Annotated in this window: 21 protein-coding genes and 2 pseudogenes; 15 read left to right on the top strand and 8 right to left on the bottom strand. The window is 66.5% G+C overall.

Annotated features, from left to right (window positions below):
- Positions 1 to 18 precede the first annotated feature (18 nt).
- Both QM693_RS07760 and QM693_RS07755 read right to left on the bottom strand, forming a co-directional pair.
- Positions 19 to 681, bottom strand: coding sequence for a TetR/AcrR family transcriptional regulator (locus tag QM693_RS07760; RefSeq protein ID WP_280780184.1), 663 nt, complete (start codon positions 679 to 681; stop codon positions 19 to 21).
- A gap of 96 nt (positions 682 to 777) precedes the next feature.
- Positions 778 to 1,128 (bottom strand): annotated as a pseudogene (locus tag QM693_RS07755) (hypothetical protein); the annotation flags it as partial.
- 293 nt (positions 1,129 to 1,421) lie between these two features.
- On the opposite strand from QM693_RS07755, the gene QM693_RS07750 reads away from it, so the two are divergent.
- The 7 genes from QM693_RS07750 to QM693_RS07720 all read left to right on the top strand — a co-directional run bounded on the left by QM693_RS07750 (position 1,422) and on the right by QM693_RS07720 (position 9,670).
- Positions 1,422 to 2,555, top strand: coding sequence for a VOC family protein (locus QM693_RS07750; protein ID WP_283351911.1), 1,134 nt, complete (start codon positions 1,422 to 1,424; stop codon positions 2,553 to 2,555).
- Positions 2,552 to 3,490 carry a fumarylacetoacetate hydrolase family protein gene (locus tag QM693_RS07745; protein ID WP_283351910.1) on the top strand — a complete coding sequence of 313 codons (939 nt, stop codon included), beginning with the start codon at positions 2,552 to 2,554 and terminating at the stop codon, positions 3,488 to 3,490. The genes QM693_RS07750 and QM693_RS07745 overlap by 4 nt, the downstream gene beginning before the upstream one ends.
- Entirely contained in the window at positions 3,487 to 5,376 is a 1,890-nt protein-coding gene (locus QM693_RS07740) for an acyl-CoA synthetase (protein WP_283351909.1), read from the top strand. Before QM693_RS07745 ends, QM693_RS07740 begins: the two co-directional genes overlap by 4 nt.
- Positions 5,373 to 5,729: a DoxX family protein gene (locus QM693_RS07735; RefSeq protein WP_280780179.1), complete on the top strand. Its 357-nt coding sequence runs from the start codon at positions 5,373 to 5,375 to the stop codon at positions 5,727 to 5,729. Before QM693_RS07740 ends, QM693_RS07735 begins: the two co-directional genes overlap by 4 nt.
- The gene (gene mhpA, locus QM693_RS07730; protein WP_283351908.1) at positions 5,726 to 7,267 is read left to right on the top strand and encodes a bifunctional 3-(3-hydroxy-phenyl)propionate/3-hydroxycinnamic acid hydroxylase MhpA; all 1,542 of its coding nucleotides are present in this window, start codon (positions 5,726 to 5,728) and stop codon (positions 7,265 to 7,267) included. Before QM693_RS07735 ends, mhpA begins: the two co-directional genes overlap by 4 nt.
- Positions 7,268 to 7,465: 198 nt before the next feature.
- Positions 7,466 to 8,701: a fatty acid desaturase family protein gene (locus QM693_RS07725; protein WP_283334992.1), complete on the top strand. Its 1,236-nt coding sequence runs from the start codon at positions 7,466 to 7,468 to the stop codon at positions 8,699 to 8,701.
- A 267-nt stretch (positions 8,702 to 8,968) separates the two neighbouring features.
- Positions 8,969 to 9,670, top strand: a complete 702-nt coding sequence (locus QM693_RS07720; protein WP_280780176.1) for an MspA family porin — start codon at positions 8,969 to 8,971, stop codon at positions 9,668 to 9,670.
- Between the two features lie 78 nt (positions 9,671 to 9,748).
- On the opposite strand, the gene QM693_RS37795 is transcribed toward QM693_RS07720, so the two are convergent.
- The gene (locus QM693_RS37795) at positions 9,749 to 9,976 is read right to left on the bottom strand and encodes a three-helix bundle dimerization domain-containing protein (protein WP_411194590.1); all 228 of its coding nucleotides are present in this window, start codon (positions 9,974 to 9,976) and stop codon (positions 9,749 to 9,751) included.
- Here QM693_RS37795 and QM693_RS07715 point away from each other — a divergent pair.
- A pseudogene (locus tag QM693_RS07715) lies at positions 9,935 to 10,114 on the top strand (MFS transporter); the annotation flags it as partial. The gene QM693_RS37795 and the pseudogene QM693_RS07715 overlap by 42 nt on opposite strands.
- A gap of 247 nt (positions 10,115 to 10,361) precedes the next feature.
- On the opposite strand, the gene dmpG reads toward QM693_RS07715, so the two are convergent.
- Genes dmpG through QM693_RS07700 form a run of 3 tightly spaced genes read right to left on the bottom strand, consistent with a single transcriptional unit; the run spans position 10,362 to position 13,206 of the window.
- Complete coding sequence (gene dmpG, locus QM693_RS07710; RefSeq protein WP_283334993.1) at positions 10,362 to 11,390, bottom strand: 4-hydroxy-2-oxovalerate aldolase; 1,029 nt, start codon at positions 11,388 to 11,390, stop codon at positions 10,362 to 10,364.
- On the bottom strand, positions 11,387 to 12,370 hold the full coding sequence (locus QM693_RS07705; RefSeq protein ID WP_283351907.1) for an acetaldehyde dehydrogenase (acetylating): 984 nt from the start codon (positions 12,368 to 12,370) through the stop codon (positions 11,387 to 11,389). Before QM693_RS07705 ends, dmpG begins: the two co-directional genes overlap by 4 nt.
- Positions 12,371 to 12,375: 5 nt before the next feature.
- Positions 12,376 to 13,206 carry a 2-keto-4-pentenoate hydratase gene (locus QM693_RS07700; protein ID WP_283351906.1) on the bottom strand — a complete coding sequence of 277 codons (831 nt, stop codon included), beginning with the start codon at positions 13,204 to 13,206 and terminating at the stop codon, positions 12,376 to 12,378.
- A gap of 147 nt (positions 13,207 to 13,353) precedes the next feature.
- Here QM693_RS07700 and QM693_RS07695 point away from each other — a divergent pair, with 147 nt between their 5' ends.
- Both QM693_RS07695 and QM693_RS07690 read left to right on the top strand, forming a co-directional pair.
- Positions 13,354 to 14,121, top strand: coding sequence for an IclR family transcriptional regulator (locus tag QM693_RS07695; RefSeq protein WP_283351905.1), 768 nt, complete (start codon positions 13,354 to 13,356; stop codon positions 14,119 to 14,121).
- Between the two features lie 61 nt (positions 14,122 to 14,182).
- The gene (locus QM693_RS07690; protein WP_283351904.1) at positions 14,183 to 14,926 is read left to right on the top strand and encodes an IclR family transcriptional regulator; all 744 of its coding nucleotides are present in this window, start codon (positions 14,183 to 14,185) and stop codon (positions 14,924 to 14,926) included.
- On the opposite strand, the gene QM693_RS07685 is transcribed toward QM693_RS07690, so the two are convergent.
- Both QM693_RS07685 and QM693_RS07680 read right to left on the bottom strand, forming a co-directional pair.
- Complete coding sequence (locus tag QM693_RS07685; protein WP_283334998.1) at positions 14,889 to 16,133, bottom strand: multidrug effflux MFS transporter; 1,245 nt, start codon at positions 16,131 to 16,133, stop codon at positions 14,889 to 14,891. The two genes, QM693_RS07690 and QM693_RS07685, sit on opposite strands and share 38 nt — an antisense overlap.
- Positions 16,130 to 16,981 (bottom strand): alpha/beta fold hydrolase, encoded by an 852-nt coding sequence (locus QM693_RS07680; RefSeq protein ID WP_283334999.1) that lies wholly within the window; start codon positions 16,979 to 16,981, stop codon positions 16,130 to 16,132. The genes QM693_RS07685 and QM693_RS07680 overlap by 4 nt, the downstream gene beginning before the upstream one ends.
- A 275-nt stretch (positions 16,982 to 17,256) precedes the next feature.
- On the opposite strand from QM693_RS07680, the gene QM693_RS07675 reads away from it, so the two are divergent.
- The 5 genes from QM693_RS07675 to QM693_RS07655 all read left to right on the top strand — a co-directional run bounded on the left by QM693_RS07675 (position 17,257) and on the right by QM693_RS07655 (position 21,818).
- Complete coding sequence (locus QM693_RS07675; protein ID WP_283351903.1) at positions 17,257 to 17,568, top strand: hypothetical protein; 312 nt, start codon at positions 17,257 to 17,259, stop codon at positions 17,566 to 17,568.
- Positions 17,565 to 17,984: a hotdog family protein gene (locus QM693_RS07670; protein ID WP_283351902.1), complete on the top strand. Its 420-nt coding sequence runs from the start codon at positions 17,565 to 17,567 to the stop codon at positions 17,982 to 17,984. The genes QM693_RS07675 and QM693_RS07670 overlap by 4 nt, the downstream gene beginning before the upstream one ends.
- 95 nt (positions 17,985 to 18,079) lie before the next feature.
- Positions 18,080 to 19,396, top strand: coding sequence for a Rieske 2Fe-2S domain-containing protein (locus QM693_RS07665; RefSeq protein WP_283351901.1), 1,317 nt, complete (start codon positions 18,080 to 18,082; stop codon positions 19,394 to 19,396).
- 125 nt (positions 19,397 to 19,521) lie between these two features.
- Positions 19,522 to 20,865, top strand: a complete 1,344-nt coding sequence (locus QM693_RS07660; RefSeq protein WP_283351900.1) for a M20 family metallopeptidase — start codon at positions 19,522 to 19,524, stop codon at positions 20,863 to 20,865.
- Positions 20,865 to 21,818: a DODA-type extradiol aromatic ring-opening family dioxygenase gene (locus QM693_RS07655; RefSeq protein ID WP_283351899.1), complete on the top strand. Its 954-nt coding sequence runs from the start codon at positions 20,865 to 20,867 to the stop codon at positions 21,816 to 21,818. The genes QM693_RS07660 and QM693_RS07655 overlap by 1 nt, the downstream gene beginning before the upstream one ends.
- The last annotated feature ends 18 nt before the right edge of the window (positions 21,819 to 21,836 follow it).

Below are 21,836 nucleotides of genomic sequence, written 5' to 3'. Positions count from 1 at the left end.
CGTGACGACGCGGACACGCTATGTGGCGGTTGCGCCTTGGGGTTGATCGTCGGTGTCGGGTAAGGGGCGTCGGCAGATTTCGTGGGCTTCGTCGGCCGAGATGCCGAACATGCGCAACAGATCCTCGGTGATTTGGTCGGTGTCCTCCGCGTCGTCACGTTCGGGGTGGTCGTGCAGCAGTTGACCCAGGCAGAGTGCGGCCCCTGCTGTGATCGTCAGGGCCAGTTCGGGATCGCGCACGCTGAACCGGCCCGCACGGGCTGCTGCCTCGATGTCGCGGCGGGCTCTCGGCGCGAGGCCTTTGTCCGAGTTGACCAGACTTGGCCCGTCGCGGAGCAGAACTTTGCTCAGTTCGGGATTTCTGCGATGCAGTCGTCCGGTCAGACGAAAGCTCTGCGCAAAGATCTGGGCAGGGTCGTCCAGATCTGCGGTCAGTTCGTCGAGCACCGCGCCGTGGCGGTCGAGGGCCTCCTCCACTGCCGCGTGGAAGAGCTCCTCCTTGGTCTGAAAGTGGTTGTAGAACGACCCCATTCCGACATCTGCGGCCTGGGTGATCTCGAGAATCGGGGCGGTCAGTTTCCCTGCCGCCATGAAAGACTGGGCTGCGCGTACGAGTGCGGCGCGGGTACGCGCCTTGCGCCGTTCCAGGCGGTTCGGTGCATCGGCGATCTGCTCGGTCATGCCTGCGTGCCCTTCTCCTGATCCGTCCGACCTTGCCCTACACTACCCGCGCGTCATCAATATTGACGAATTCCTCAAACTCGGCGACTGCTCCACTCCGCGAGCAGTCGCCATCCGCAGCGCTGCCCGTCCGCGCGGAGCACGGTGGTACGCGCCGAGGTGTGCTACCCAGTCGGCCAGCAGGCTCGCCGCCCAGAGCCCGCCGGTGGCCACCGCGACATCCATGACCCGCGCCCATGGGCTCGTCTCGGGAGCCGTATAGCGGACGAGGACGGCGAGCGTCGCCAAACACGTCATCGCGCCGTACACACGCTCTCGCAGGAGCGCGACGACATGCTCCACGGGAATCTCTTCCCGATTCGTCTCGCCGGCCCCGCCAGTCACTTCAGTCACCACGCGAATCGGTTCGAATCTGCCTTGTCCGAGCAACCCTTGCACCAATCCCATTCCAGCCATTCGTATCCCGTCGACGACGCGTCTGCCCGTGGCCGTCGAGGGCCTCCTCCACTACCGCGTGAAAGAGCTCCTCCTCGGCCCGGAAGTGGTTCGCGCCGCGCGCGGTTCCAGGCGCTTCAGTGGCTCGGCGACCTGCTCGATCAGGCCTGCGCGCTCATCTCCTGATCCGCGTGACCTCGCCCCACCCTAGCGCCCGTCATCAATATTGACGAATTCCTCAAATACTCTTGACTGACGATATGGTCGTAAGTGACGATATCGTCATAAATCGAAGGGAGTGGTCAATGAGTGTCCACCATGACCCGCATACCGGTCTGCACAGTGAGCAGGGCGCCCTGGCGGGCGAACACCGGGGGCGGGCCGCCGAGCCGATCATCAAGGTGCATGACCTCGCGTGGCTGGAGTTCGAGAAGCCCGACCTCGAGCGGGCGGAGGCGTTCGCCCATGCCTTCGGTTTTACGACGGCGCTCCGCACCGCACACGAACTGCAGTTGCGCGGTACAGACCCCGGCTCGCCCTGCGTGCTCATCCGCCGAGGCCCACGGTCGCGGTTCGTCGGTCCAGCCTTCCGGGCAGCCGACTCGACCGACGTGCTGCGACTGGCGGACGCGGTCGGAGGTGCGGTCGCGCCCCTCCCCGAGAGTCTGGGCGGGATCACGGTCGATCTCACAGATCCCAGCGCTTTGGGAGTCCGCGTTGTGTCCGACACGTTCGAGTTGCCGGCGCTGTCCGATCAGGCCCCGCTCCCACTGAATTTCGGACACGACCGCGGGCGGGTGAACGCCCCTCAGCGGCCACCCCGTGCGCCGGCCACCGTGCAACGGCTCGGTCACGTCGTGCTCCAGACGACGACGTACCTCGAAACACTCAACTGGTACCTCGAGTACCTCGGACTGATCGTCAGCGACTTCCTGTACTACCCCGGTCAACGGGCCCGGGGCCCGGCCATGAGCTTCATCCGCTGCGACCGGGGCGCCACGCCCACCGACCATCACACCCTCGCGATGGTCCTCGGCCCGGCCAACCGCTATGTGCATTCGGCATATCAGGTCGCCGACCTCGACTGCCTCGCTGCAGGAGGCGAATACCTGCTCGACCGGGGCTACCGCCGGTCCTGGGGCATCGGCCGGCACATCCAGGGCAGCCAAATCTTCGACTACTGGCGCGACCCCGACGGATTCATGGTCGAGCACTTCAGCGACGGCGATCTTTTCGACAGCACACTCGACGCGGGCTGGGCACCGATGACCGCGTCCGGACTCGCCCAGTGGGGGCCGCCCGCCACCAAAGACTTCCTCGGATTGAACCCCGGTCGGGAATCACTCCAGGAATTGCGCGCCATTGTCAACGCGCTGCGCGCCGACAACGAATTCGACCTCCACCGCCTCCGCGGCCTTCTGAAAGTTGCCAGCTCATGACCATCTCCGTCCTCCGCACCGCCGACGCCTGGTGGGTCGACACACCCACGGGCGCCGCACGGGTAGACACCGAGGCCACCACCACCGCCCAACTGCTGGCCGACCGACCAGCCGTCGAGGCCGCGGCGTCCAGCAAGGGCGCCGTGCCCGTCGAGACCCTCTCGTTGCTCTCCCCGGTCACCGCCCCCTGCCGGGTGGTCGCACAGATGACGAACTTCGCCTCGCACGTCGAGGACTCCGGGATGAACCCCGACACCATTCCGTTGACCTTCTTCCGAAAGACCTCCGGATCGATCAGCGGCCCCAACGACGACGTGATCCGTCCTGCCCATGTCCGGCTACTGGACTACGAGGTGGAGATCGGGCTCGTCCTCGCCCGCGACATCCCGGTCGGGTCGGCGATCACCGCAGACAATCTCGCCGATTACGTTGCCGGGCTGGTCGTCACCAACGACATCTCCGCGCGCGACATTCAGCTTCCGAAAACGCAGTTCTACGAAGGCAAGTCATACCCGACGTTCACCCCGGTCGGCCCCGCGCTGGTACTGCTGGACGGCGACGAACTGAAGCGGTTCACCGACCTGCGTCTGCGGCTCTGGGTCAACGGCAAGCCGCGCCAGAACATGACCGTTGCCGACATGATCTACCAACCGACCGAGACTTTGCAGGCGCTGACCCGGTTTCAGCGCCTCGATGCCGGGGACTTGCTACTCACCGGAACGCCGGTCGGGACGGCACTGAGCGCCCCACTGAAGCCGATCGCAATCCTCTCCTCCCTGCTACCGCCCGCAGTCAAATGGAAGCTCTTCTTCGCGAGCCAGGCCAAGAATTCGAACTATCTGCAGGATGGAGACCTCATCGAAGCCACCGTCTTCACAGACGACGGGACCATCGACTTGGGGCGCCAGCGCACGGTGGTGAGGTACGCCCGATGACCACCGACCTGCTGTGGCCGCATTACGCGGCGCCCACGGATCTCGCGACGATCGAGGCCGTGCCGCTGCGCGATCGGGGGCTTCCGGAGTCCACCTATGCGTTGCTCACCCGAGCGGCCCGCATGTGGCCGGATCGCCTCGCGCTCACCGTCCTCCCCGACGGCGCACGGTGGCGGGAGCCGGTGCAGCGCAGTTTCTCCGAACTACTCGACGATGTTCATCGTTACGCGAACCTGCTCCATCGTCTGGGCGTGCGGCGTCACGACGCCGTCGCCCTGATGGCGCCCAACTGCGCCGAGTTGATCCCCGCTACTCTCGCCGCACAGCTTGCCGGCATCGCAGCTCCCATCAACGCCGCGCAGTCGCAACAGCACATCGCTGAATTGTTGCGCCGCTCAGGTGCCCGGGTACTCGTCGCGGCCGGACCGGAACTTGCGCCCGAGACATGGGAGGCCGCGCACCAGATTGCCGTGAGCGGGAAGGTGGATGCCGTGTTGGCCTTGCGGCCCACCGGCGCCGCCGACGCGCCTGCGGACCTGCCCGAGGTCGACGGAGTGCGGATCGGCTATCTCAGTGCGCTGGCGGCCGATATCGATTCCTCCCACTTCGTCGGTGATCCCCCCGGCGGGTGCGACGTGGCCGCACTGTTTCACACCGGTGGTACCACCGGTGTTCCGAAGCTGGCCGCCCACACCCACGACAACGAGGTCGCCGATGCCTGGATGCTGGCCGCGAACTCGTCGTGGGACTCGGACTCCGTCGTATTCGCCGCCCTGCCCCTGTTCCATGTCAATGCCTTGATGGTCACGCTGCTGGCGCCGCTGTTCAAGGGCCAGGGTGTGGTGTGGGCCGGCCCGCTCGGCTATCGCGACCCGGCACTGTCCAACGAATTCTGGAAGGTCGTCGAGCACTACCGCATCGCGTCGATGAGCGCGGTGCCCACCGTCTACGCGGCCCTCGCGCAGCGCCCGGTCGATGCCGACATCAGTAGTCTGCGCTTCGCCATGGTGGGGGCGTCGCCTCTACCGACCGCGGTCGCCACGAAGTTCCGGGACCACACGGGTGTGCCCCTTCTCGAAGGCTACGGATTGACCGAGGCAACCTGCGCGAGTGCACGCAGCTTTCCCGATGCACCACGACCTGGCTCGGTCGGGCTACGGATGCCCTATCAGCAGGTCAAGGTGGTACGCGTCCGGGAAGACGGCACCTGGGACGACCTGCCCACCGGAGCCACCGGAGTGCTGGCGATCAACGGTCCGACGGTGTTCGCCGGCTATGTTTCCGGCCACGACGAACACGGACCCGTTCTCGACGGCATGGGCAAACTGGTCGACGGCTGGCTCGACACCGGCGACCTGGCGCGCATCGACAGCGACGGTTTCCTCTACCTGGTCGGACGCGCGAAGGACATCATCATCCGGGGCGGGCACAACATCGATCCAGCGGTCATCGAAGACGCCCTCCTGGCCCATCCACAGGTCACCGCGGCCAGCGCGGTGGGACGCCCCGATGCCCACGCCGGCGAAGTGCCCGTTGCCTACGTCACCGTCGTCGCAGACGCCGGTGTCACCGCGCACGAGCTGCAAGCCTGGGCGGGCGAGCGCGTTCCCGAACGGGCCGCGGCACCCAAGGCGGTCACCATCCTCCCGGCGTTGCCCGTCACGGCGGTAGGCAAGCTCTACAAACTCGCTCTGCGCGCCGACGCGACACGGCGCGAGCTCGAGCATGCCCTCGCCACCCTCGCAGGCATCGGCAGCATCCAGGCGTCCGTCCAGGACGGTTCGATCCTTGCCACCGTCGAGATCGACGGAACTGCCAGCGAACCGGCGGTCAAGGCGATCTTGAACCGATATGCGATCAATTGGAAGGTCACGGTGCGCACATGACCACCGCATCACTAGTTCTGGCACTCTGCCTCGCAGTCTTCTACCTCCTGCTCGGCGTCGGCAAGATAGCGGCAACCGCGCCGATGCGGGAACGGGCAGCCCACGTCGGTATGCCCGTCAGCACGTATCGGGGCATCGGTGCGCTCGAGGTCGCCGGTGCCGTCGGTCTCGTGATCGGCGGACTCGTGCCGGCGCTCGGCGCAGCCGCCGGCATCGGGCTGCTGCTCCTGATGGTAGGTGCCGTCGTCACACACGTACGGAACGGTGACGGACTGCGTGAGATGGCACCCGCCATCGTCGTCGGCGTAGCGATCGTGGCCTACCTCGTAGTCCTGTTCGGATCGATCCGATGAGCGAACGGGTCGTCCCAGTCGTCATCGTCGGTGCCGGACCCACCGGACTGACCGCCGCCACGCTGCTGGCTCAGTACTGTGTCGAGTGCCTGCTACTGGAGCGCTGGGAGGGCGTCTACGCGCAGCCGCGGGCAGTCCACCTCGACGGTGAGATCCACCGGATAGTGGCGCACCTCGGGATCGCCGAAGAGTTCGCTGCGATCTCCCGGCCGTGCCTCGGGTTGCGACTTGTCGACCGGAACATGCGCGTTCTCACCGAGTTCCACCGAGACCCCGGTCCGGGCGTCCACGGCTACCCTGAGGCCAACATGTTCGACCAGCCGCAGTTCGAGGAGATCCTGCGCGCCAACCTGACCCGGCACCCGAAGGCGTCCGTGCGCGGCAACGTAGAGGTCACCGGGCTGGCCGACGACACGACCGACAGCGTTCGCGTCGACTTCACCGACCGAAACACCGGTGTGCAGGAATCGGTGCAGGCCAGATACGTCCTCGGCTGCGACGGCGCCAACAGCCTGGTCAGAAACCAGATTCAGGCAACGATGCGGGACCTGAAATTCGACCAACGCTGGTTGGTTGTCGACGTCGCGACCACCGCCGACCTCGGCGTGTGGGAGGGCGCCCACCAGGTGTGCGACCCGGTGCGCGCGGCAACATACATGCGCATCGGACACACTCGCTACCGCTGGGAGTTCCGGCTCGAACCCGGCGAGACCGCCGACGACTATCGCGACATGGCTCGACTGCAACCCCTCATCTCGCCGTGGACACGGAACACACCGGTCGACGAATTGACACTTGTCCGCGTGGCCGAGTACACCTTTCGAGCCCAAATCGCGGACCGATGGCGCAACCGGCGCGTGTTCCTACTCGGCGACGCCGCCCATCTCACACCCCCGTTCATCGGACAGGGGATGGGCGCCGGGATCCGCGACGCGATGAACCTCGCCTGGAAACTTGCCGGCGTACTCACCGGAGATCTGCCCGAAAGCGCACTCGACACCTACGAGATCGAACGCAAGCCCCACGCGCTCGCACTGATCCGGCGCGCCAAGCTGATCGGAATGGCCATGACCGAAGGCGGCGAACTCGGTAACCTCATCCGTCGCATCGTCGTACCACTGCTGCACCGCATCCCGGGTCTCGGCGACAAGATCATGGACGGCGAAACCCCGGCCCTTCACCGCTCCACTCTGATAGAACGACCTCGACTGCGCAGAAGCCGAGCGGGCCGCCTGATCCCGAATCCGGACCTCGACCAGGGTCGCCGATTCGCCGAGGTCGTCGGCGGCCGGTTCGCGGTCGTCACCTCCCTCTCCCCGACCCCGACACAACGCACCGACATCGAACAACGCGGTGGCACAGTCCTGCTGGCTCGACCCGGCACCGATCTGCACCGCTGGCTACGCCGCGCCCGCGCCCGCGCCGCCATCATCCGGCCCGACGGTACCGTCCTCAGTAGCGGCAACGACCTGTCCGCCCTCTGCCCCGCCCTCCCCCGCTTCCACACCCACCGCACGCCCACCTTCCTCACCCAGTGACCCCCTAACAGCGATACGACCGTCCCCACTGTCCTGCAGGACGGTGCGGTCGGTCGTCGCCGCAGCCCGAGAGCGCGGTAACAACTCACCCAGTCCGCCACTCGACATCGAAAATCGCTGCGTACCAGTCGAAGTGATTCGCATCATAAAATACTCGCCCGTAACCTACGGGACCGTAACCTACGGTACCGTAGGTGCATGGCGATATCGGACATCGAGGAATATGCACACCTGACACGCGCCGACGTCGAGGCCATCGGCCGCGACCTGGATGCGATCCGACGAGACATCGAGGAATCCCGCGGTGCACGCGACGCCCGGTACCTCCGCAACACCATCCGGCTGCAACGCGGCCTGGAACTCGGCGGCCGGGCGGTGCTCTTCGGTTCCCGCAAGCGCTCGCTGTGGGTGCTGGGCACCGGGATGCTCTCGTTGTCGAAGATCATCGAGAACATGGAGCTCGGGCACAACGTGATGCACGGGCAATGGGACTGGATGAACGATCCCGAGGTGCACTCCGTGAACTGGGAATGGGACAACGCCGATCCGTCGGCGCACTGGAAGATCACCCACAACTACGCGCACCACAAATACACCAACGTCCTCGGCATGGACGACGACGTGGGCTTCGGCCTGCTCCGCGTCACCCGTGACCAGCGCTGGAAGCCCTTCTACCTCGGCAACCTCGCCTACAACGCGATTCTCGCGGCGCTGTTCCAATACGGCCTCGCCATCCAATTGCTCGAACTGGGCAAAGTGACCCGAGGCCGGGACGACCGTGAACTCACCAAGACGCGCGGCAAGGAAGTGCTCGCCAAGCTCGGCAGGCAGACACTCAAGGACTATGTCGTGTACCCGGCACTGACGGGCAAGGCATGGAAGTCCACCGCAAAGGCGAACGCGACCGCCAACCTCGTCCGCAACCTGTGGACCAACGCCGTAATCTTCTGCGGCCACTTCCCGGACGGCGCCGAGAAATTCACCAAGACCGACGTCGACAACGAGACGCACGCCCAGTGGTACCTGCGGCAGATGCTCGGTTCCGCCAACATCTCGGGCGGCCCCGTCATGGACTTCATGACCGGCAACCTGAGCTACCAGATCGAGCACCATATTTTCCCGGACCTGCCCTCCAACCGCTACCACGAGATCTCGATCCGCGTGAAGCAGCTATGTGACAAGTACGACCTGCCGTACACGACCGGCCCGCTCGCGGTGCAGTACTGGAAGTCGTGGCGGACCATCGCGAAACTCTCGCTTCCCGACAAGTACCTCACCGACACCCGCGACGCCGCACCAGAGACCGCGTCCGAATCCGGGTTCGGCGGTCCTCCCGCCACCGATCCACTCACCGGCCGCCGCATCGGCCTGGCGACGACGATCACGAAGACGCGCAAACGCGGTCCCGTCCGCCGAATCCTCGGAATGCGCTGATCAGCAGCTATTCCGGGCTGCTGCGCTGGGTGAACGTTCTCGGGAGTCTCGGTGGTCGAACGCCCGGCGCGCGCTACGACTGACCTGCCCCGCACGCTCGCCGTCGTCGACCGGCCCATCGTGCCACGAACAACCAGGTCAGCGGTGGCGGACCCGCACGAAACGCTCGTGAACTTCTGAACAACACGAAGACGGCGAGGGGCTTGAATGGTTACGCTTCGCATGCTTTTTCGTATCGGTTGCAGTACGTACTGAATGGGGATCGGCATGACGAACATCAGCACAGCTCCACCCGGACACAGATCCTTCACCCGCCTGGCGGCGGTCGCAGGTATCGCCGTACTTGCCATGGTGATGGGTAACGGCACCGCCGCGGCCGGTGTCGACAACTCCAGTTCCGTCATCGACGCGGACGGCAACCGCATCGAGGTCCTGCAGGGCGACACGCAGTATCAGGTCGTTCCGCCGCTCGACGGCGTACCGACCAGCGTCGAGTTCTTCCACAACGGATACGCCGGGGTGAACATCAGCGGCCCCGACGCCGCGGAATTCGAGGGCACACAACTGACCGTCGGATACCAGATCGGCTACCCGGTTGCGCTGGCAGGTGCGACCATCGTCCTCAATTCGCCCGGCCTGGGGTTCGCGATCGGGTCGGACACCGGCATCGACCTGGGGCTTATCCCCGACTTCACGCTGGATCTGAGCGCGGGGACCAACGTGGAGCTGGCGGGTGACATCATCCCGTCGCAGGAACTGGACATCGACCTGGAGCCGGGCGGTATCACCGAGGTCCCGCTGCTCGAGGGTCAGGAGTTCGACGGACCCGAGGCGCTGGTGCGGATGCAGGGCGTTCACGGTTCCATCTCCGGAGCGATCGGACCGGTCACCATCCGGCCGTATGCGAAGGCCGTCACAGCCAACGGCGACACCGTTATGACCTACGGTGTGCCGCAGAAGCTCAACTGAGAGAGAACACGAACAGGTTTCGGTGAAACACGTCGGGTCGCCATCTCGATCGTGGATGGCGACCCGACGCGACCACGCCTACGACGTCACCAGTTCCTGGATCTTCTCGCGGGCAGCCCGCTCGACGAGAAGGGGCACGAAGCCGCATACCTTCCGGTCCGCGAAGTGGCTGTGCGCGGAGCGCACGACCTCTTCGATGGCCTCCCGGGAGATGTCCGGGTGACGCGTCTCCAGGCGATCGATGACCCTGGTGACGTGGAGTTCACGATGACCTGGGTTGCGGGACTGGTCCCGCCCCCGAACCACGCCTCCGCGCTCTCCCTCCGCCTGACCGGCAATCGACTCGGACAAGTCTTCATCCCGCTCACCGCCGGCGCCGACGCCGTCTTCGTGCTGACCGGTGGGGCGGCGATCTCGACCTGGCTGGCGCTCGCGAGAGGCTGACATTGCTCTCTCCCCCACTCCACTCGGTCGATCGGCCAGCTCGCCCTCATCGTTGCGCCGCAACCGAACCGCGTTTCCAGAACGTTTGTGGCAGTCCTGGCTCGACGAGGGTCACCGAGCAGAGCGCGATGCCCGCGTACCCGTTCTGACGACATGGCACGCACCCTGGCGTCGCCGTTGCATGCTCGTGCACTCGGGCGGCTCACTGAGTGTCGGTGGTCCGAATTCCGTTCCTCTGCAGCCGGACTCAGCTCGCTGCGGGCTCAGGGTTCGTGGCGAGCAGGTCGAGGGCGATGTCGACGATGAGGTCTTCCTGTCCGCCGACGAGGCCGCGGCGGCCGACTTCGAGGAGGATGGTGCGCACGTCGATGCCGTATCGCTGGGATGCGGCTTCGGCGTGCCGGAGGAAGGACGAGTACACGCCGGCGTAGCCGAGGGTGAGGGTTTCCCGGTCGACGCGCACGGGCCGGTCCTGGAGCGGCCGGACGAGGTCGTCGGCGGCGTCCTGGAGGGCGAACAGGTCGCTGTTGTGCTTCCAGCCCTGCAGGTCCGCGACCGCGATGAACGGTTCGATCGGGCAGTTGCCGGCGCCGGCGCCGTGCCCGGCCAGTGAGGCGTCGACCCGGGTGACACCCTCTTCGACGGCGACGACGGAATTGGCGACCGACAGTGACAGGTTCTCGTGGGCGTGGATGCCGATCTCGGTGGCCTCGTCGAGCACGTCCCGGTAGGCGCGGACCCGGTCGCGGACGCCGTCCATGGTCAACCGGCCGCCGGAGTCGGTGACGTAGACGCAGTGCGCGCCGTAGGACTCCATGAGCTTGGCCTGGGCGGCGAGCTCGGGTGCGGTGGTCATGTGGCTCATCATGAGGAAGCCGGAGACGTCCATGCCGAGTTCCCGGGCTTTTCCGATGTGTTGGGCGGCGACGTCCGCTTCGGTGCAATGAGTCGCTACGCGGACGGACCGCACGCCCAGTCGGTAGGCGTGTTCGAGTTCGGCGATGGTGCCGATGCCGGGCAGCAGCAGGGTGGTCAGCCGGGCGTGGGTGAGGTTGGCGGAGGCGGCTTCGATCCATTCCCAGTCGGTGTTGCTGCCGGGGCCGTAGTTCAGCGAGCCGCCGGCGAGTCCGTCGCCGTGGGCGACCTCGATGCCGTCGACACCGGCGGCGTCGAGCGCGGCCACGATCTTGCCGACGTCGTCGGGGGTGATGCGGTGGCGGACGGCGTGCATGCCGTCGCGGAGGGTGACGTCTTGGATGAACAGCCTGGTGGTCATCGGGTGGCTCCCTGGGTTGCCGTCGGGGCGGCGATCGTGTCGGCGACGGACTCGGCGTAGCGCACTGCGGCCGAGGTCATGATGTCGAGGTTTCCGGCGTAGGCGGGCAGGTAGTGGGCGGCGCCTTCGACTTCGAGGAACACCGTCACCTGGTGGGTGGGGGCGGCCGTGTCCCCGGAGGCGAGCAGGGTGTGGACGGGTTGGCCGTCCGGGACCGGGGTGATCTGGACCTGTTGCTTGAGTCGGTAGCCGGGCACGTAGGTCGCGACGTGCTCGACCATCGTCTGGATCGAGTCGCGGACCGCGTCGTGGGTGGCCGGGTCGGGGGCGGAGATCAGGCACAGGACGGTATCGCGCATGATCAGCGGCGGGTCGGCCGGGTTGAGGATGATGATGGCCTTGCCGCGGCGGGCGCCGCCGACGGTTTCGATGGCGTGGGAGGTGGTTTCGGTGAACTCGTCGATGTTCGCGCGGGTGCCCGGTCCGGCGGACTTCGAGGCGATGGAGGCGACGATTTCGGCGTAGGCGACCGGGGTCACGCGGGAGACGGCGGCGACGATCGGGATGGTGGCCTGACCGCCGCAGGTGACCATGTTGACGTTGGTGGCGTCCCGGTGTTCGTCGAGGTTGACCGCCGGCACCACGAACGGGCCGAGGGCGGCCGGGGTGAGGTCGATCAGCCGTTTGCCGAGCGGTTCGAGCAGGGCGGCGTTGGCGGCGTGTGCCTTGGCGGAGGTGGCGTCGAAGATCACGTCGATGTCGTCGAAGTTCGGCAACTGAAGGAGGCCTTGGACGCCGCCGGCGGTGGTGGGGACGCCGAGGCGGCGGGCGCGGGCGAGCCCGTCGGAGTCGGGGTCGATGCCCACCATCGCGCCCATCTGCAGGACGTCGGAGTGGCGGATCACCTTGATCATCAGGTCGGTGCCGATGTTGCCGGATCCGATCACCGCGACGGTGACCTTACGGGTGTTCTCGCTCATGGTGCTCACTCCTGGGTGAAGGTGGCGGTGACCGATCCGAGACCGGTGATGTCGGCGCGGACGGTGCCGGCGGTGTCGATGACGGCCATCGGCCCGAGGGCGCCGGACAAGATCACCTGCCCGGCGCGCAGTGGTTGGCCGAACTCGCGAGCGGTGCGCGCGAGCCAGGCCAGCGCCCGCAACGGGTCACCGAGGCAGGCGGCGCCGGTTCCGGTCGACACCTCGGTGTCGTCGATGAACATCTGCATCTGCGCGGCGACCGGGTCGACGGAGTCGAGGGTGCGCCGGTCGGCGCCGAGGACGAACAGTCCGCTCGACCCGTTGTCGGCGACGGTGTCGCCGAAGGTGATGTCCCACCCGGCGATTCGGCTGTCGACGATCTCGAGGGCGGCCACCGCGTAGTCGACGGCGGCGCGGATCTGCGCGTCGTCGAGCGGCCCGTCCACCAGATCGTGTGCGAGGACGAACGCGATCTCCGCCTCCACCTTCGGCTGCAGCAGCCGCGACAGCGGGATCGAGGTGGTCTCCTGGCAGCGCATGTCGTCGAACAACACACCGAAGTCCGGTTGGTCGACGCCGAGCTGCTGCTGGACCGCCGGGGAGGTCAGGCCGATCTTGCGGCCGACGACGCTCGCGCCGGCGGCGATCCGGTCGGCGACGATCCGCTCCTGGACGGCGTACGCGGCGGCGACGTCGTCGGTACCGATCAGGTCGCGGACCGGGGTGCACGGCGTGGAAGTTGCGGCGGCGGTGCTCAACCGCTCGGCGGCCGCGGCGACCGCGTCGGCGGAGGCTCGCGCCGTGGGGGGCAGGCTGGTGCCCTGAGGTGTGCTCATCTGACTTCCCGATGTGATCGTGGGGAATGGACTGTGGGTTCCACTGTCGCCGCCGGGCGACCACCCGCCAAGCATTGCGTTCCACTGAGCCGAACACAGGTCGTATCGTGGGCGTGAGCGCCGGCGGCAACGGAGGTGATGTTCGCAGTGTCCGATCAGGAGTTCGACCGCACGACGGTGCTGGGCAAGGTCATGATGGTGCTGCACGCGTTCACCATCGACGACTCGACCCTGTCGCTGGCCGAACTGGTCCGGCGGACGTCCATCCCGAAGGGCACGCTGCACCGGGTGCTCACCGACATGGTGGCGGTGCGGATGCTGGACCGCACCGATGCCGGTTACCGGCTCGGCGGCTCCCTGTTCGAGCTGGGCATGCGGGCGTCGGTCGAGCGCAGCCTGCTCGAGGTGGCGATCCCCTTCATGGAGGACCTCTATGTCCGCACCCACGAAACGGTGCACCTGGGCGTCCTCGACGGGACGGAGGTCGTGTACCTGTCGAAGATCGGCGGCCATCGGCAAGCCAGCGCACCCTCGAGGATCGGGGGCCGGATGCCGGTGCACTGCACCGCAATCGGCAAGGTACTGCTCGCCCACGCCGACAGTGCCCTCCGAGAACAGGTGCTCTCCGCTCCACTGCCCCGCTACACCCCGCGCACCATCATCCTGCCCGGACCGCTGCGCACCCAGCTCGACCGCATCGCCGCCGAGGGCATGGCCTACGAATACGAGGAATCCGCAACCGGAATCGTGTGCGTAGCCGCCCCTGTCCGCGAGAGCGAGGACGTCGTCGCCGCGATCAGCGTGACAGGCCCGTCCCACCGCTTCCGGCCGGACAACCACACCAGCTCGGTCCGCGCAGCCGCAGAAGAAATCGGAGCCACCTTAGCGCGGCGATCAAGCCTGCTTCGGAAATGAAGGCCGGGGGTATGCTCGACTGGCTGGTCCGCTGAGTGGACCCGCCTGTCGGAGGATGTACATGAACGCGTCGTTGCTGGGAAAAGTGCGACTGCTACTCGACAGCTTCGATGCGGAGTCGGGAGCGCTGTCGTTGACCGAGCTCTCACGTCGGAGCGGGGTGGCGAAGGCGACCGTGTACCGACTTGCCGGGGAGATGGTCCAGATCGGGCTCCTGGAGCGGGTCGGAACCGACTACCGGCTGGGACTGCGCCTCTTCGAACTCGGCCAGCTGGTCCCGACGCAACGCATCATCCGGGATGCCGCGGTTCCGTTCATGCAGGACCTGCATACTCTCACCCTCGAGACGGTGCACCTGGCGATTCGGGACGGCCTCGACGTCATGTTCGTGGAAAAGATCTCCGGTCACCGCAGCGCCCGGCTCCCATCTCGGATCGCCGGCCGATTGCCGATCGAGGCCACGGCGACCGGTAAAGCAATTCTCGCGTACTCGCCATCGAGGGTGTTCGACGAGGTGGTCGCTCGTGGGTTCGCCCCCCTGACGACTCGGACCGTTGCCTCGGCTCTCCGCCTTCGCCGGCAACTCGATCGGGTCCGTACAGAGGGTTTCGCGTTGGAGGTCGAGGAGGTCGGAATCGGTATGACCAGTATCGCGGTACCCGTCTTCACCGGTTCGATGGTGGTCGGTGCGGTAAGCGTGACCACCACGACGTCGCGGATGAATGTCGGACGGGTGGCGAAGCCGTTGACGGCTGCGGGATCGAACATCAGTCGTGCCCTCCGTGGCGTCGCGCGTTCGGCCTGACACCGAACCCGAGCGAGAGAACGGCAAGGACAGCGCACCCGGTCATCGTGACGGCCACGGCGAGCGCGGTGTTCCCCAGGACGCCGACGACCGGGGCCACCACGGCGGCCGTACCGAACTGCGCGAACCCGACGATTGCCGCCGCGGTCCCGGCCGCGTCGCCGTGCCGGGTCAATGCCAGAGCCGGCGCATTCGGCATGACGAATCCGGTGGCACACAGTAAGGCCAGCACCGGCACCGCGAATCCGGCGAATCCCACAGTGCCATGAAGAGCCACGGCGACGAACATGACTCCAACGACGACGCTGACGGTGAGCGCGACGATACAGATCCGCACGGGAGACCAGCGGTCCAGCAGCCGTACGTTGAGTTGGGCCGCCCCGATCAGGACGACGCCACCGGCCGCGAATGCCATTCCGTACACGGTCGGATCCAGTTCGAACTCCCTCTGCATGACAAACGAGGATCCGGCGATATACGCCCACAGGACCGCACGGCCCAGTCCACACACGAGGACGAGCGTCATGAAGCGGCCGTCGCGGACGAGCCGGGTGTAGGTCCGGAGTGCAGGGGCAAGTCCGCGTCGGCTCCGGTGCGAGGGCGGAAGCGTTTCGGGCAATGCGACGGCACCGATCAGCATCAACAGGGCCGCGAGCGCGGCCAGCACGAGGAACACACCGTGCCACGACATGGTGGTCATGAGGATTCCGCCGATGCTCGGCGCCAGGATCGGGGCCACACCCATGACCAGCATCAGATGGGAGAACATGACAGCAGCGGCGCGGCCCGAGAAGAGGTCCCGGACAACGGCGGTCGCGATGACCGCAGTCGCCGCGGCGCCCACCCCCTGAACAGTCCGGAACGCACCGAGCACCGTGATGGTCGGCGCGAAATAGCACGCCACGGACGCGGCGACATGGACTGCCGTGCCCAGCAGGAGTGGGCGACGCCGACCGTAGCGGTCGGAGACCGGGCCGATCACCAGTTGTCCGAGAGCGAGACCGATCAGCGTTCCGGTCAGTGTCAGTTGCACCGTCGACTCCGAGGTCTCGAAGTCGACGGCGATGGCTGGTAGTGCCGGGAGATACATGTCCACGGTGAACGGGCCCAGTGCGGTGAGCACACCGAGGACGAGGACGAGCTGGATGCGTTTCATCCCGGCGGGTGGTGCGGGTATCAGCTCCGAGTAAGTGCTGCTCGTGGTCACGGGTGTCGCTGTTCGAGGAATCCCGTAACGAGCGAGTAGAAGTCGTGCGGACGTTCCTCCTGCAGGTGGTGGGACGCGCGGTCCATTATGTAGAGGTGGCCGTGCTTGATCATTCGGGCCAGCATCAGTGGATAGTCCGGCGTCAGGAAGGCGTCGTGCATTCCCCACGCGAACAGAACCGGTGCCTCGATCATCCCGAGTTCGGTCGTCAGATCCTGCCAGTCCCCACGCGGATTGTCCGACGCCGCGGCCAGCGCCATCTCGTCGGGATCGAGACTTTGCCGGTACCGCATCTCGAGCGTGTCGTCCGGCAGCTGGACTCCGTCGAACCATTCGAGGCGAGTGATGAGTTGCCGCATCTTCTCGCGGGTGGGACCGTCGCCGCCGTAGTACACGTCCCGGGCGTTGCGGCCGCGTCGGCCGTCCTCCGGCAATGGGGCGAGCGGTCCGTAGAAGACCGGCATACTTCCGGTGATCACCAGAGCACGCACCCGGTCGGGGTATTTCGCCGCGAGATTCAGTGCGATCGTCCCGCCCCAGGAATTGCAGACGAAATCAGCTCGGGCGATGCCGAGTTCGTCGAGGAGGGCGACCATCTTGGCTGCGTGGAAGTCCCACATCGGTCCGCTGATGGTGCACTTGTCGGACTTGCCGTACTGGAGGATGTCGACGAGCACGGCTCGACGATTGTCGGCGAAGAGTGGTGCGACGGGTCCGAAGTCGGACCACGCCGTGCAGCCGGGGCCGCCGCCGTGCAGGAAGATCGTCGGAGACCCCTCGCCCATGTCGTGGTAATGGAACTTCACGCCCGCGGCGGTGGCGTACAGACTGTTCGGTGGATGTGCCATGACCACACCTGACCCGATCGGCGGCGGCGGCGGAAGCATCGCGGTCCGCTGGATGGTCCGGGACCGTGGTGATGCCGCCACACCGGATCTAGCTTTCGCCCATGCGAACTGGTCTAGATTCAGCCTTCGAACGCGCGTGCCGGATGATCGGGACCACCACGCATCGCCGCCTCGGGGCGGTGAGAGCAGCGGAGTCCGTGGCATTCGCGAGAGCGTCGGCGGAACGCGATCCTCGGTTTCTCGACTCCGGACGAGACGACTTCCGGGTCCACCCGATGTACCTGCCCAGCCTGCTGCGAGGACCTGACGGCGCCGACACCGCTGAGTATCGCCCCGACGGCATGTTCGCCGATGAAGTGCCCGGCACGGCCGGGCTGGACGTGCGCCTGTTGGCGGGAGGGCAGACCATAGAGTTTTGTTCGACTCCCCCGCTCGGCGTGCCCCTCGAGGTCACACGCACCGTGAACGGTGTCGACTGGAAGGACAGTGATGGCGGTGAGTTCCTTCTGATCACCGTGTCCAAGACCTACCGCGTCACGGGATCGGTCACGCTGGCAATTGTCACGGAACGGTTCATCGTCCGATGACGCCCAGTGGCGGATGGATGGTCGGCGATGCTCTCGAACAGGTTGCGCTGCAGTGCGATCCGGTCCGGATTCTACGTTTCGGTGCAACCACCCACAATGCACACCGCATTCACTACGACACCGACTACGCCCGTGCCGAGGGCCTTCCCGACCCGGTGGTGATGGCTCAGCTGCAGGGGACGCTGTTCTTCCGGGCCGCCGCCCGCCTGGCCGGCGAGGTCGGTGCGGTGACGTCCGTGACGTGGCGCAACCGAGCACCCGCCCCCGTGGGGTGTGTCCTGACGGTCAGCGGAACCGTCACCCGGATCGAGGGTGACCGGATCGAGGTCACCCTCGTCGAACACGCCGACGACGGGGCATTGTGCGCTGAGGGCAGCGCGGTGATCACCACGACACCTCGATCGTCACGACGGTGAACCCGGTCTGCTGAGCGAACCGGATTTGTTGAGGTGCACGGCGATCGATCGGAAGATCTCCTGCATCACTTGATCTCATCTCGAGAGGACTTCACATGACTGGTGTCGAGGCGCCGGAGAACTCGCAGGTTCTCCCGGAGAGGCCGCGCGCGGCCGGTCGGCAGGACTGGACCGCCTGGCCTCGATACAACGAGGCAGGCAGTGGTTACCGCGGATACTGGTACCCGGTGACGTGGGCGAACCATGTAACAGGTGAGCCGACGAGCTACACCATCTGCGGCGAGAAGCTCGCGCTCATTCGCGACGCGGGCAAGGTCTACGCACTGCATGACCGCTGCCCCCATCGTGGCGTCCCGCTGTCGGAGGGCGATCAACAGTTCCCGGGGACCGTCAGCTGTCCCTATCACGGGTGGACGTTCCGGCTCACCGACGGCAAACTGGCCGCCGTCATCACCGACGGGCCGGATTCGAAGATCTGCGGCAAACTGTCCGTGCAGACCTACTCGGTGGAAGAACGCCTGGGCCTGGTCTGGGTGTACATCCCGATCGGCAACGAGCCCGTGCCGTCGATCGACGAGCAGTTGCCCCGTGAGCTCGTCGAGAACGAAGGCGTCGTCGGGGGCCGGATCCAACCGCGGGGCGGCAATTGGCGCTTCGCCTGCGAGAACGGATTCGACGAAGGACATGCGAAGTACCTGCACCGCACCGCGTTGTGGCGGTTGTTCAAGCCGATGCCGACGTGGAACATCACCAGCATCGTCCCCGAAGGCCGGTGGATCTACCGGGTCCAAGAGGAGGTCTATTGGGAGGCCGAATTTCCTGGCGTCGGGAAGTGGACGAACAAGCGCTGGTGGAAGAAGAAGCCCGACGAGAGCCAGATCTCGCAGATCGGCAACGTCGGCGCCGGCGTGAAGGTGAATCCGGTGATCGCAGCCCAGAACTTCCCGGGCTTCGCCTCGTTGTCGATGCCGGGTGTGCTGAGGATCGCCTATCCCAACTTCATTCACTACGAGTTCTATGTTCCGGTCGACGAGGATCACCACCAGTACGTGGGACTCATGGTCAACTTCGAGACCGGGATGAAGAGGCTCGGCTTCTACGCCAAATACCTCGGTGCCGTGCGCTGGCTGTTCCACGGCCAGTTCTCGGGCCAGGACGAGTGGATGGTCCGCGTCACCGACGCTCCGCCGGAGAAGCTGTACCGACCCGACGTCTCGCTCACCACGTGGCGCAATCTCGCCGAAGAGGAATATGGGGAGAAGATCGCGGCTGCAGTCGCTTTCGCGCCGGCAACATCCGATCGACCGGTTCGTGAGCGCCGTGCCTCCGCGGCGCGGAAGACTGCGCAGCCGGCGACATCCACCGAGTCGGCCAATGGGGCGAGCGCTCCCACTGCGGTCGACGCCGACTAGAGGAGAATTTCGATGTTCAAGACTCTGACCGGCGTGACGTTCGGCGTCGTGCTCGCCACCGGCGTGCCGAGGGCATGGCGTTTCGTCGCCGCACGCAGCAACACCCAGGTTCACCGGATCAACTCGTGACGGCCGCAACTGCAACCCCGCTCGCGGGCCTCGACGAGCAGCGCCGCACCTGGACCGAACAGGCGTGGGCGACGGTCGATCGGGAGCGATTACGGGAGCTGATCATCGGCCTGGTGGACATCGCCAGCCCGACCGGCGACGAAGCGCCACTCGCACAACACATCACAGAGACGTTGACGGCCAGCGGCATCGAAGCGCACACGATGGATCTCGACGACCGCCAAGCCAACTCGTGGGCACGGTTGCGCGGTGACGGGTCGGGGCCGGACCTCATGCTGTATGCCCCGATCGACACCGTCACCAGTGGCAACAGCGAGGAAGACGTGCCCTGGGCGGCGGAGACTCTCCGTCCCGACATGACGGCGCGAGCCGACAGCGAGGGCGACCACGTCATCGGCCTCGGCGCTTCGAATCCGAAGGGGCATGCCGCCTGCGTCATGGCGGCGATCGAAGCAGTGCACGCAGCGGGCATACCACTCACCGGCGACCTTGTCGCGGGTTTCGGTGCCGGCGGAATGCCGACGAACCCTCGTCCGGACGTGGGAAATCCGCGCCGGAACACCGGCCAGGGCGTGGGCTGTTCGTTCCTGCTCGAACAGGGAGTCTGGGCAGATTTCGCGCTCATCGCCAAGCCCGGGTGGACGGTCTCATGGGAGGAGGTGGGCCTGGCCTGGTTCGAGGTCACCGTGCACGGCACCCACACTTACGTCGGATCCCGGCACCGGCTGCCGTACCGCAACCCCGTCGCACTGGCGGGCGAGGTGGCAGTACGCCTGGAGCAATGGTTCCCGCAGTACTCGCAGGCGCACCGGAGCGGGCTGGTGCTTCCCCAGGGCATGGTCGCGAACATCCGGGGTGGGTGCGAGCGGACCGCCTCGTTCACCCCGGCTCAGGTGCGGATGATGGTGGATCTGCGCCTGAGCCCACGGACCACACCGACCGCCGCCAAACGCGAACTGGTCGACGCTGTGCGGCGGATAGCCACCGAACTGGACGCCCGCATCGACGTGGAGCAGATCCTATCGATCCCGGGCGAGTCGTCCGACGAGCGGATGTGGCTCTGCCGCAGCGCCGTAGCGGCCTGGGAGGCGGTCGAGGGTCAACCGCACCGCCCGGTGCACGACGGCAGCGGCGCCACGGACGCGAACATCCTGCGCAACCGGGGCATCCCGACCATACGGGTCGGCATGCCCAAGGTCGTGGACGCACCGTTCGAGGTGGACTTCGCCATGGGCATGAACACCGTCGACCTGGCCGAGGCCGAGAAGCTGACCCGATACCTGATCCGTGTTGCCGTCGACACGGCGACCCGCACAATCGAGGAAGTAGGAGCAGGCTGATGGCCGAGATCGTCTTGGGGGTGGGTGCGTCGCACAGCACCCTCATGAACACCCATTGGGAGGAAACGACACACAAAGCCGAGGCGGAACGCTTCCGGGAGGCGCTGGTCACTGCGCGGGAGCGGATCGCCGCGGCGCGGCCCGACGTGGTGATCCTGCTGGGGTCGAATCACTTCAGAGGGTTCTGGCTCGATCTCGTTCCGCCCTTCACGCTCGGCGTGGGCGAGTGCATCGCGAGCGGCGAGTCGGGTACCCCGAAGGGCCCGCAGCGTGTCGACGCGCACCTGGCCGGCCACCTCGCCGCGCAGGTGGTGGAGAGCGGACGGTTCGATCTCGCATTCTCCGCCCGCCTGCAGATCGACCACGGGCAGTCGCATGCCATCCAGTACCTGCTGGCGGACCTCGACGTGCCCATCGTGCCTCTGGTCGTCAATGTCTTCGCACCACCGCTGCCGACCTTCGGGCGCTGTCAGGCGCTCGCACACGCGCTCCGCGCGGCGCTCGACTCGTATCCGGAGAACAAGCGGGTGGTCGTGATCGCGTCCGGTGGTCTGTCGCACCGGCTGCCATGGCCGGACTGGCGTGATCCGCACGGTGAGGACGACGACTTCATGGTGCAGGCCTGGCTCGACGGTCGCGAGAACTGGTCGGACTACGACGTGCGCCGGCGGGAGATCATCCGCGCAGCCGAGGCGGCCATCTCACCGGAGTTCGACGACCGGATCCTCGATCTTTTCGAGACCGGCAAGGCGGCCGAACTCGCGGAGTTCTCGACCGACGAGGTCGACACCGAGGCAGGTAACGGTGCGCAGGAACTCCGCACCTGGCTGATGATGGCCGCGATGGTGGACTACGTTCCCGCGGAACGCCTTGCCTACGAACCCATGCCGGAATGGCTCACGGGGATGGGCGTCGTCGTCCTCGATCCCACCACTCGGCCGCTCGCGCCGTGACTCGTCAACCCTTCACAC

It is taken from the genome of Rhodococcus sp. IEGM 1305, from assembly GCF_030058635.1.
GTDB lineage: Bacteria > Actinomycetota > Actinomycetes > Mycobacteriales > Mycobacteriaceae > Rhodococcus_F > Rhodococcus_F opacus_D.
The sequence above is the reverse complement of the archived record's forward strand: the minus strand, read 5'-3'. Positions and strand labels throughout refer to the sequence as shown.

Excerpts from the sequence above, each read along its gene's own strand:
- QM693_RS07760 (WP_280780184.1), bottom strand. The coding sequence starts at position 681 with ATGACCGAGCAGATCGCCGATGCACCGAACCGCCTGGAACGGCGCAAG.
- QM693_RS07750 (WP_283351911.1), top strand. The coding sequence starts at position 1,422 with ATGAGTGTCCACCATGACCCGCATACCGGTCTGCACAGTGAGCAGGGC.
- QM693_RS07745 (WP_283351910.1), top strand. The coding sequence starts at position 2,552 with ATGACCATCTCCGTCCTCCGCACCGCCGACGCCTGGTGGGTCGACACA.
- QM693_RS07740 (WP_283351909.1), top strand. The coding sequence starts at position 3,487 with ATGACCACCGACCTGCTGTGGCCGCATTACGCGGCGCCCACGGATCTC.
- QM693_RS07735 (WP_280780179.1), top strand. The coding sequence starts at position 5,373 with ATGACCACCGCATCACTAGTTCTGGCACTCTGCCTCGCAGTCTTCTAC.
- mhpA (WP_283351908.1), top strand. The coding sequence starts at position 5,726 with ATGAGCGAACGGGTCGTCCCAGTCGTCATCGTCGGTGCCGGACCCACC.
- QM693_RS07725 (WP_283334992.1), top strand. The coding sequence starts at position 7,466 with ATGGCGATATCGGACATCGAGGAATATGCACACCTGACACGCGCCGAC.
- QM693_RS07720 (WP_280780176.1), top strand. The coding sequence starts at position 8,969 with ATGACGAACATCAGCACAGCTCCACCCGGACACAGATCCTTCACCCGC.
- dmpG (WP_283334993.1), bottom strand. The coding sequence starts at position 11,390 with ATGACCACCAGGCTGTTCATCCAAGACGTCACCCTCCGCGACGGCATG.
- QM693_RS07705 (WP_283351907.1), bottom strand. The coding sequence starts at position 12,370 with ATGAGCGAGAACACCCGTAAGGTCACCGTCGCGGTGATCGGATCCGGC.
- QM693_RS07700 (WP_283351906.1), bottom strand. The coding sequence starts at position 13,206 with ATGAGCACACCTCAGGGCACCAGCCTGCCCCCCACGGCGCGAGCCTCC.
- QM693_RS07690 (WP_283351904.1), top strand. The coding sequence starts at position 14,183 with ATGAACGCGTCGTTGCTGGGAAAAGTGCGACTGCTACTCGACAGCTTC.
- QM693_RS07680 (WP_283334999.1), bottom strand. The coding sequence starts at position 16,981 with ATGGCACATCCACCGAACAGTCTGTACGCCACCGCCGCGGGCGTGAAG.
- QM693_RS07675 (WP_283351903.1), top strand. The coding sequence starts at position 17,257 with ATGTACCTGCCCAGCCTGCTGCGAGGACCTGACGGCGCCGACACCGCT.
- QM693_RS07670 (WP_283351902.1), top strand. The coding sequence starts at position 17,565 with ATGACGCCCAGTGGCGGATGGATGGTCGGCGATGCTCTCGAACAGGTT.
- QM693_RS07665 (WP_283351901.1), top strand. The coding sequence starts at position 18,080 with ATGACTGGTGTCGAGGCGCCGGAGAACTCGCAGGTTCTCCCGGAGAGG.
- QM693_RS07655 (WP_283351899.1), top strand. The coding sequence starts at position 20,865 with ATGGCCGAGATCGTCTTGGGGGTGGGTGCGTCGCACAGCACCCTCATG.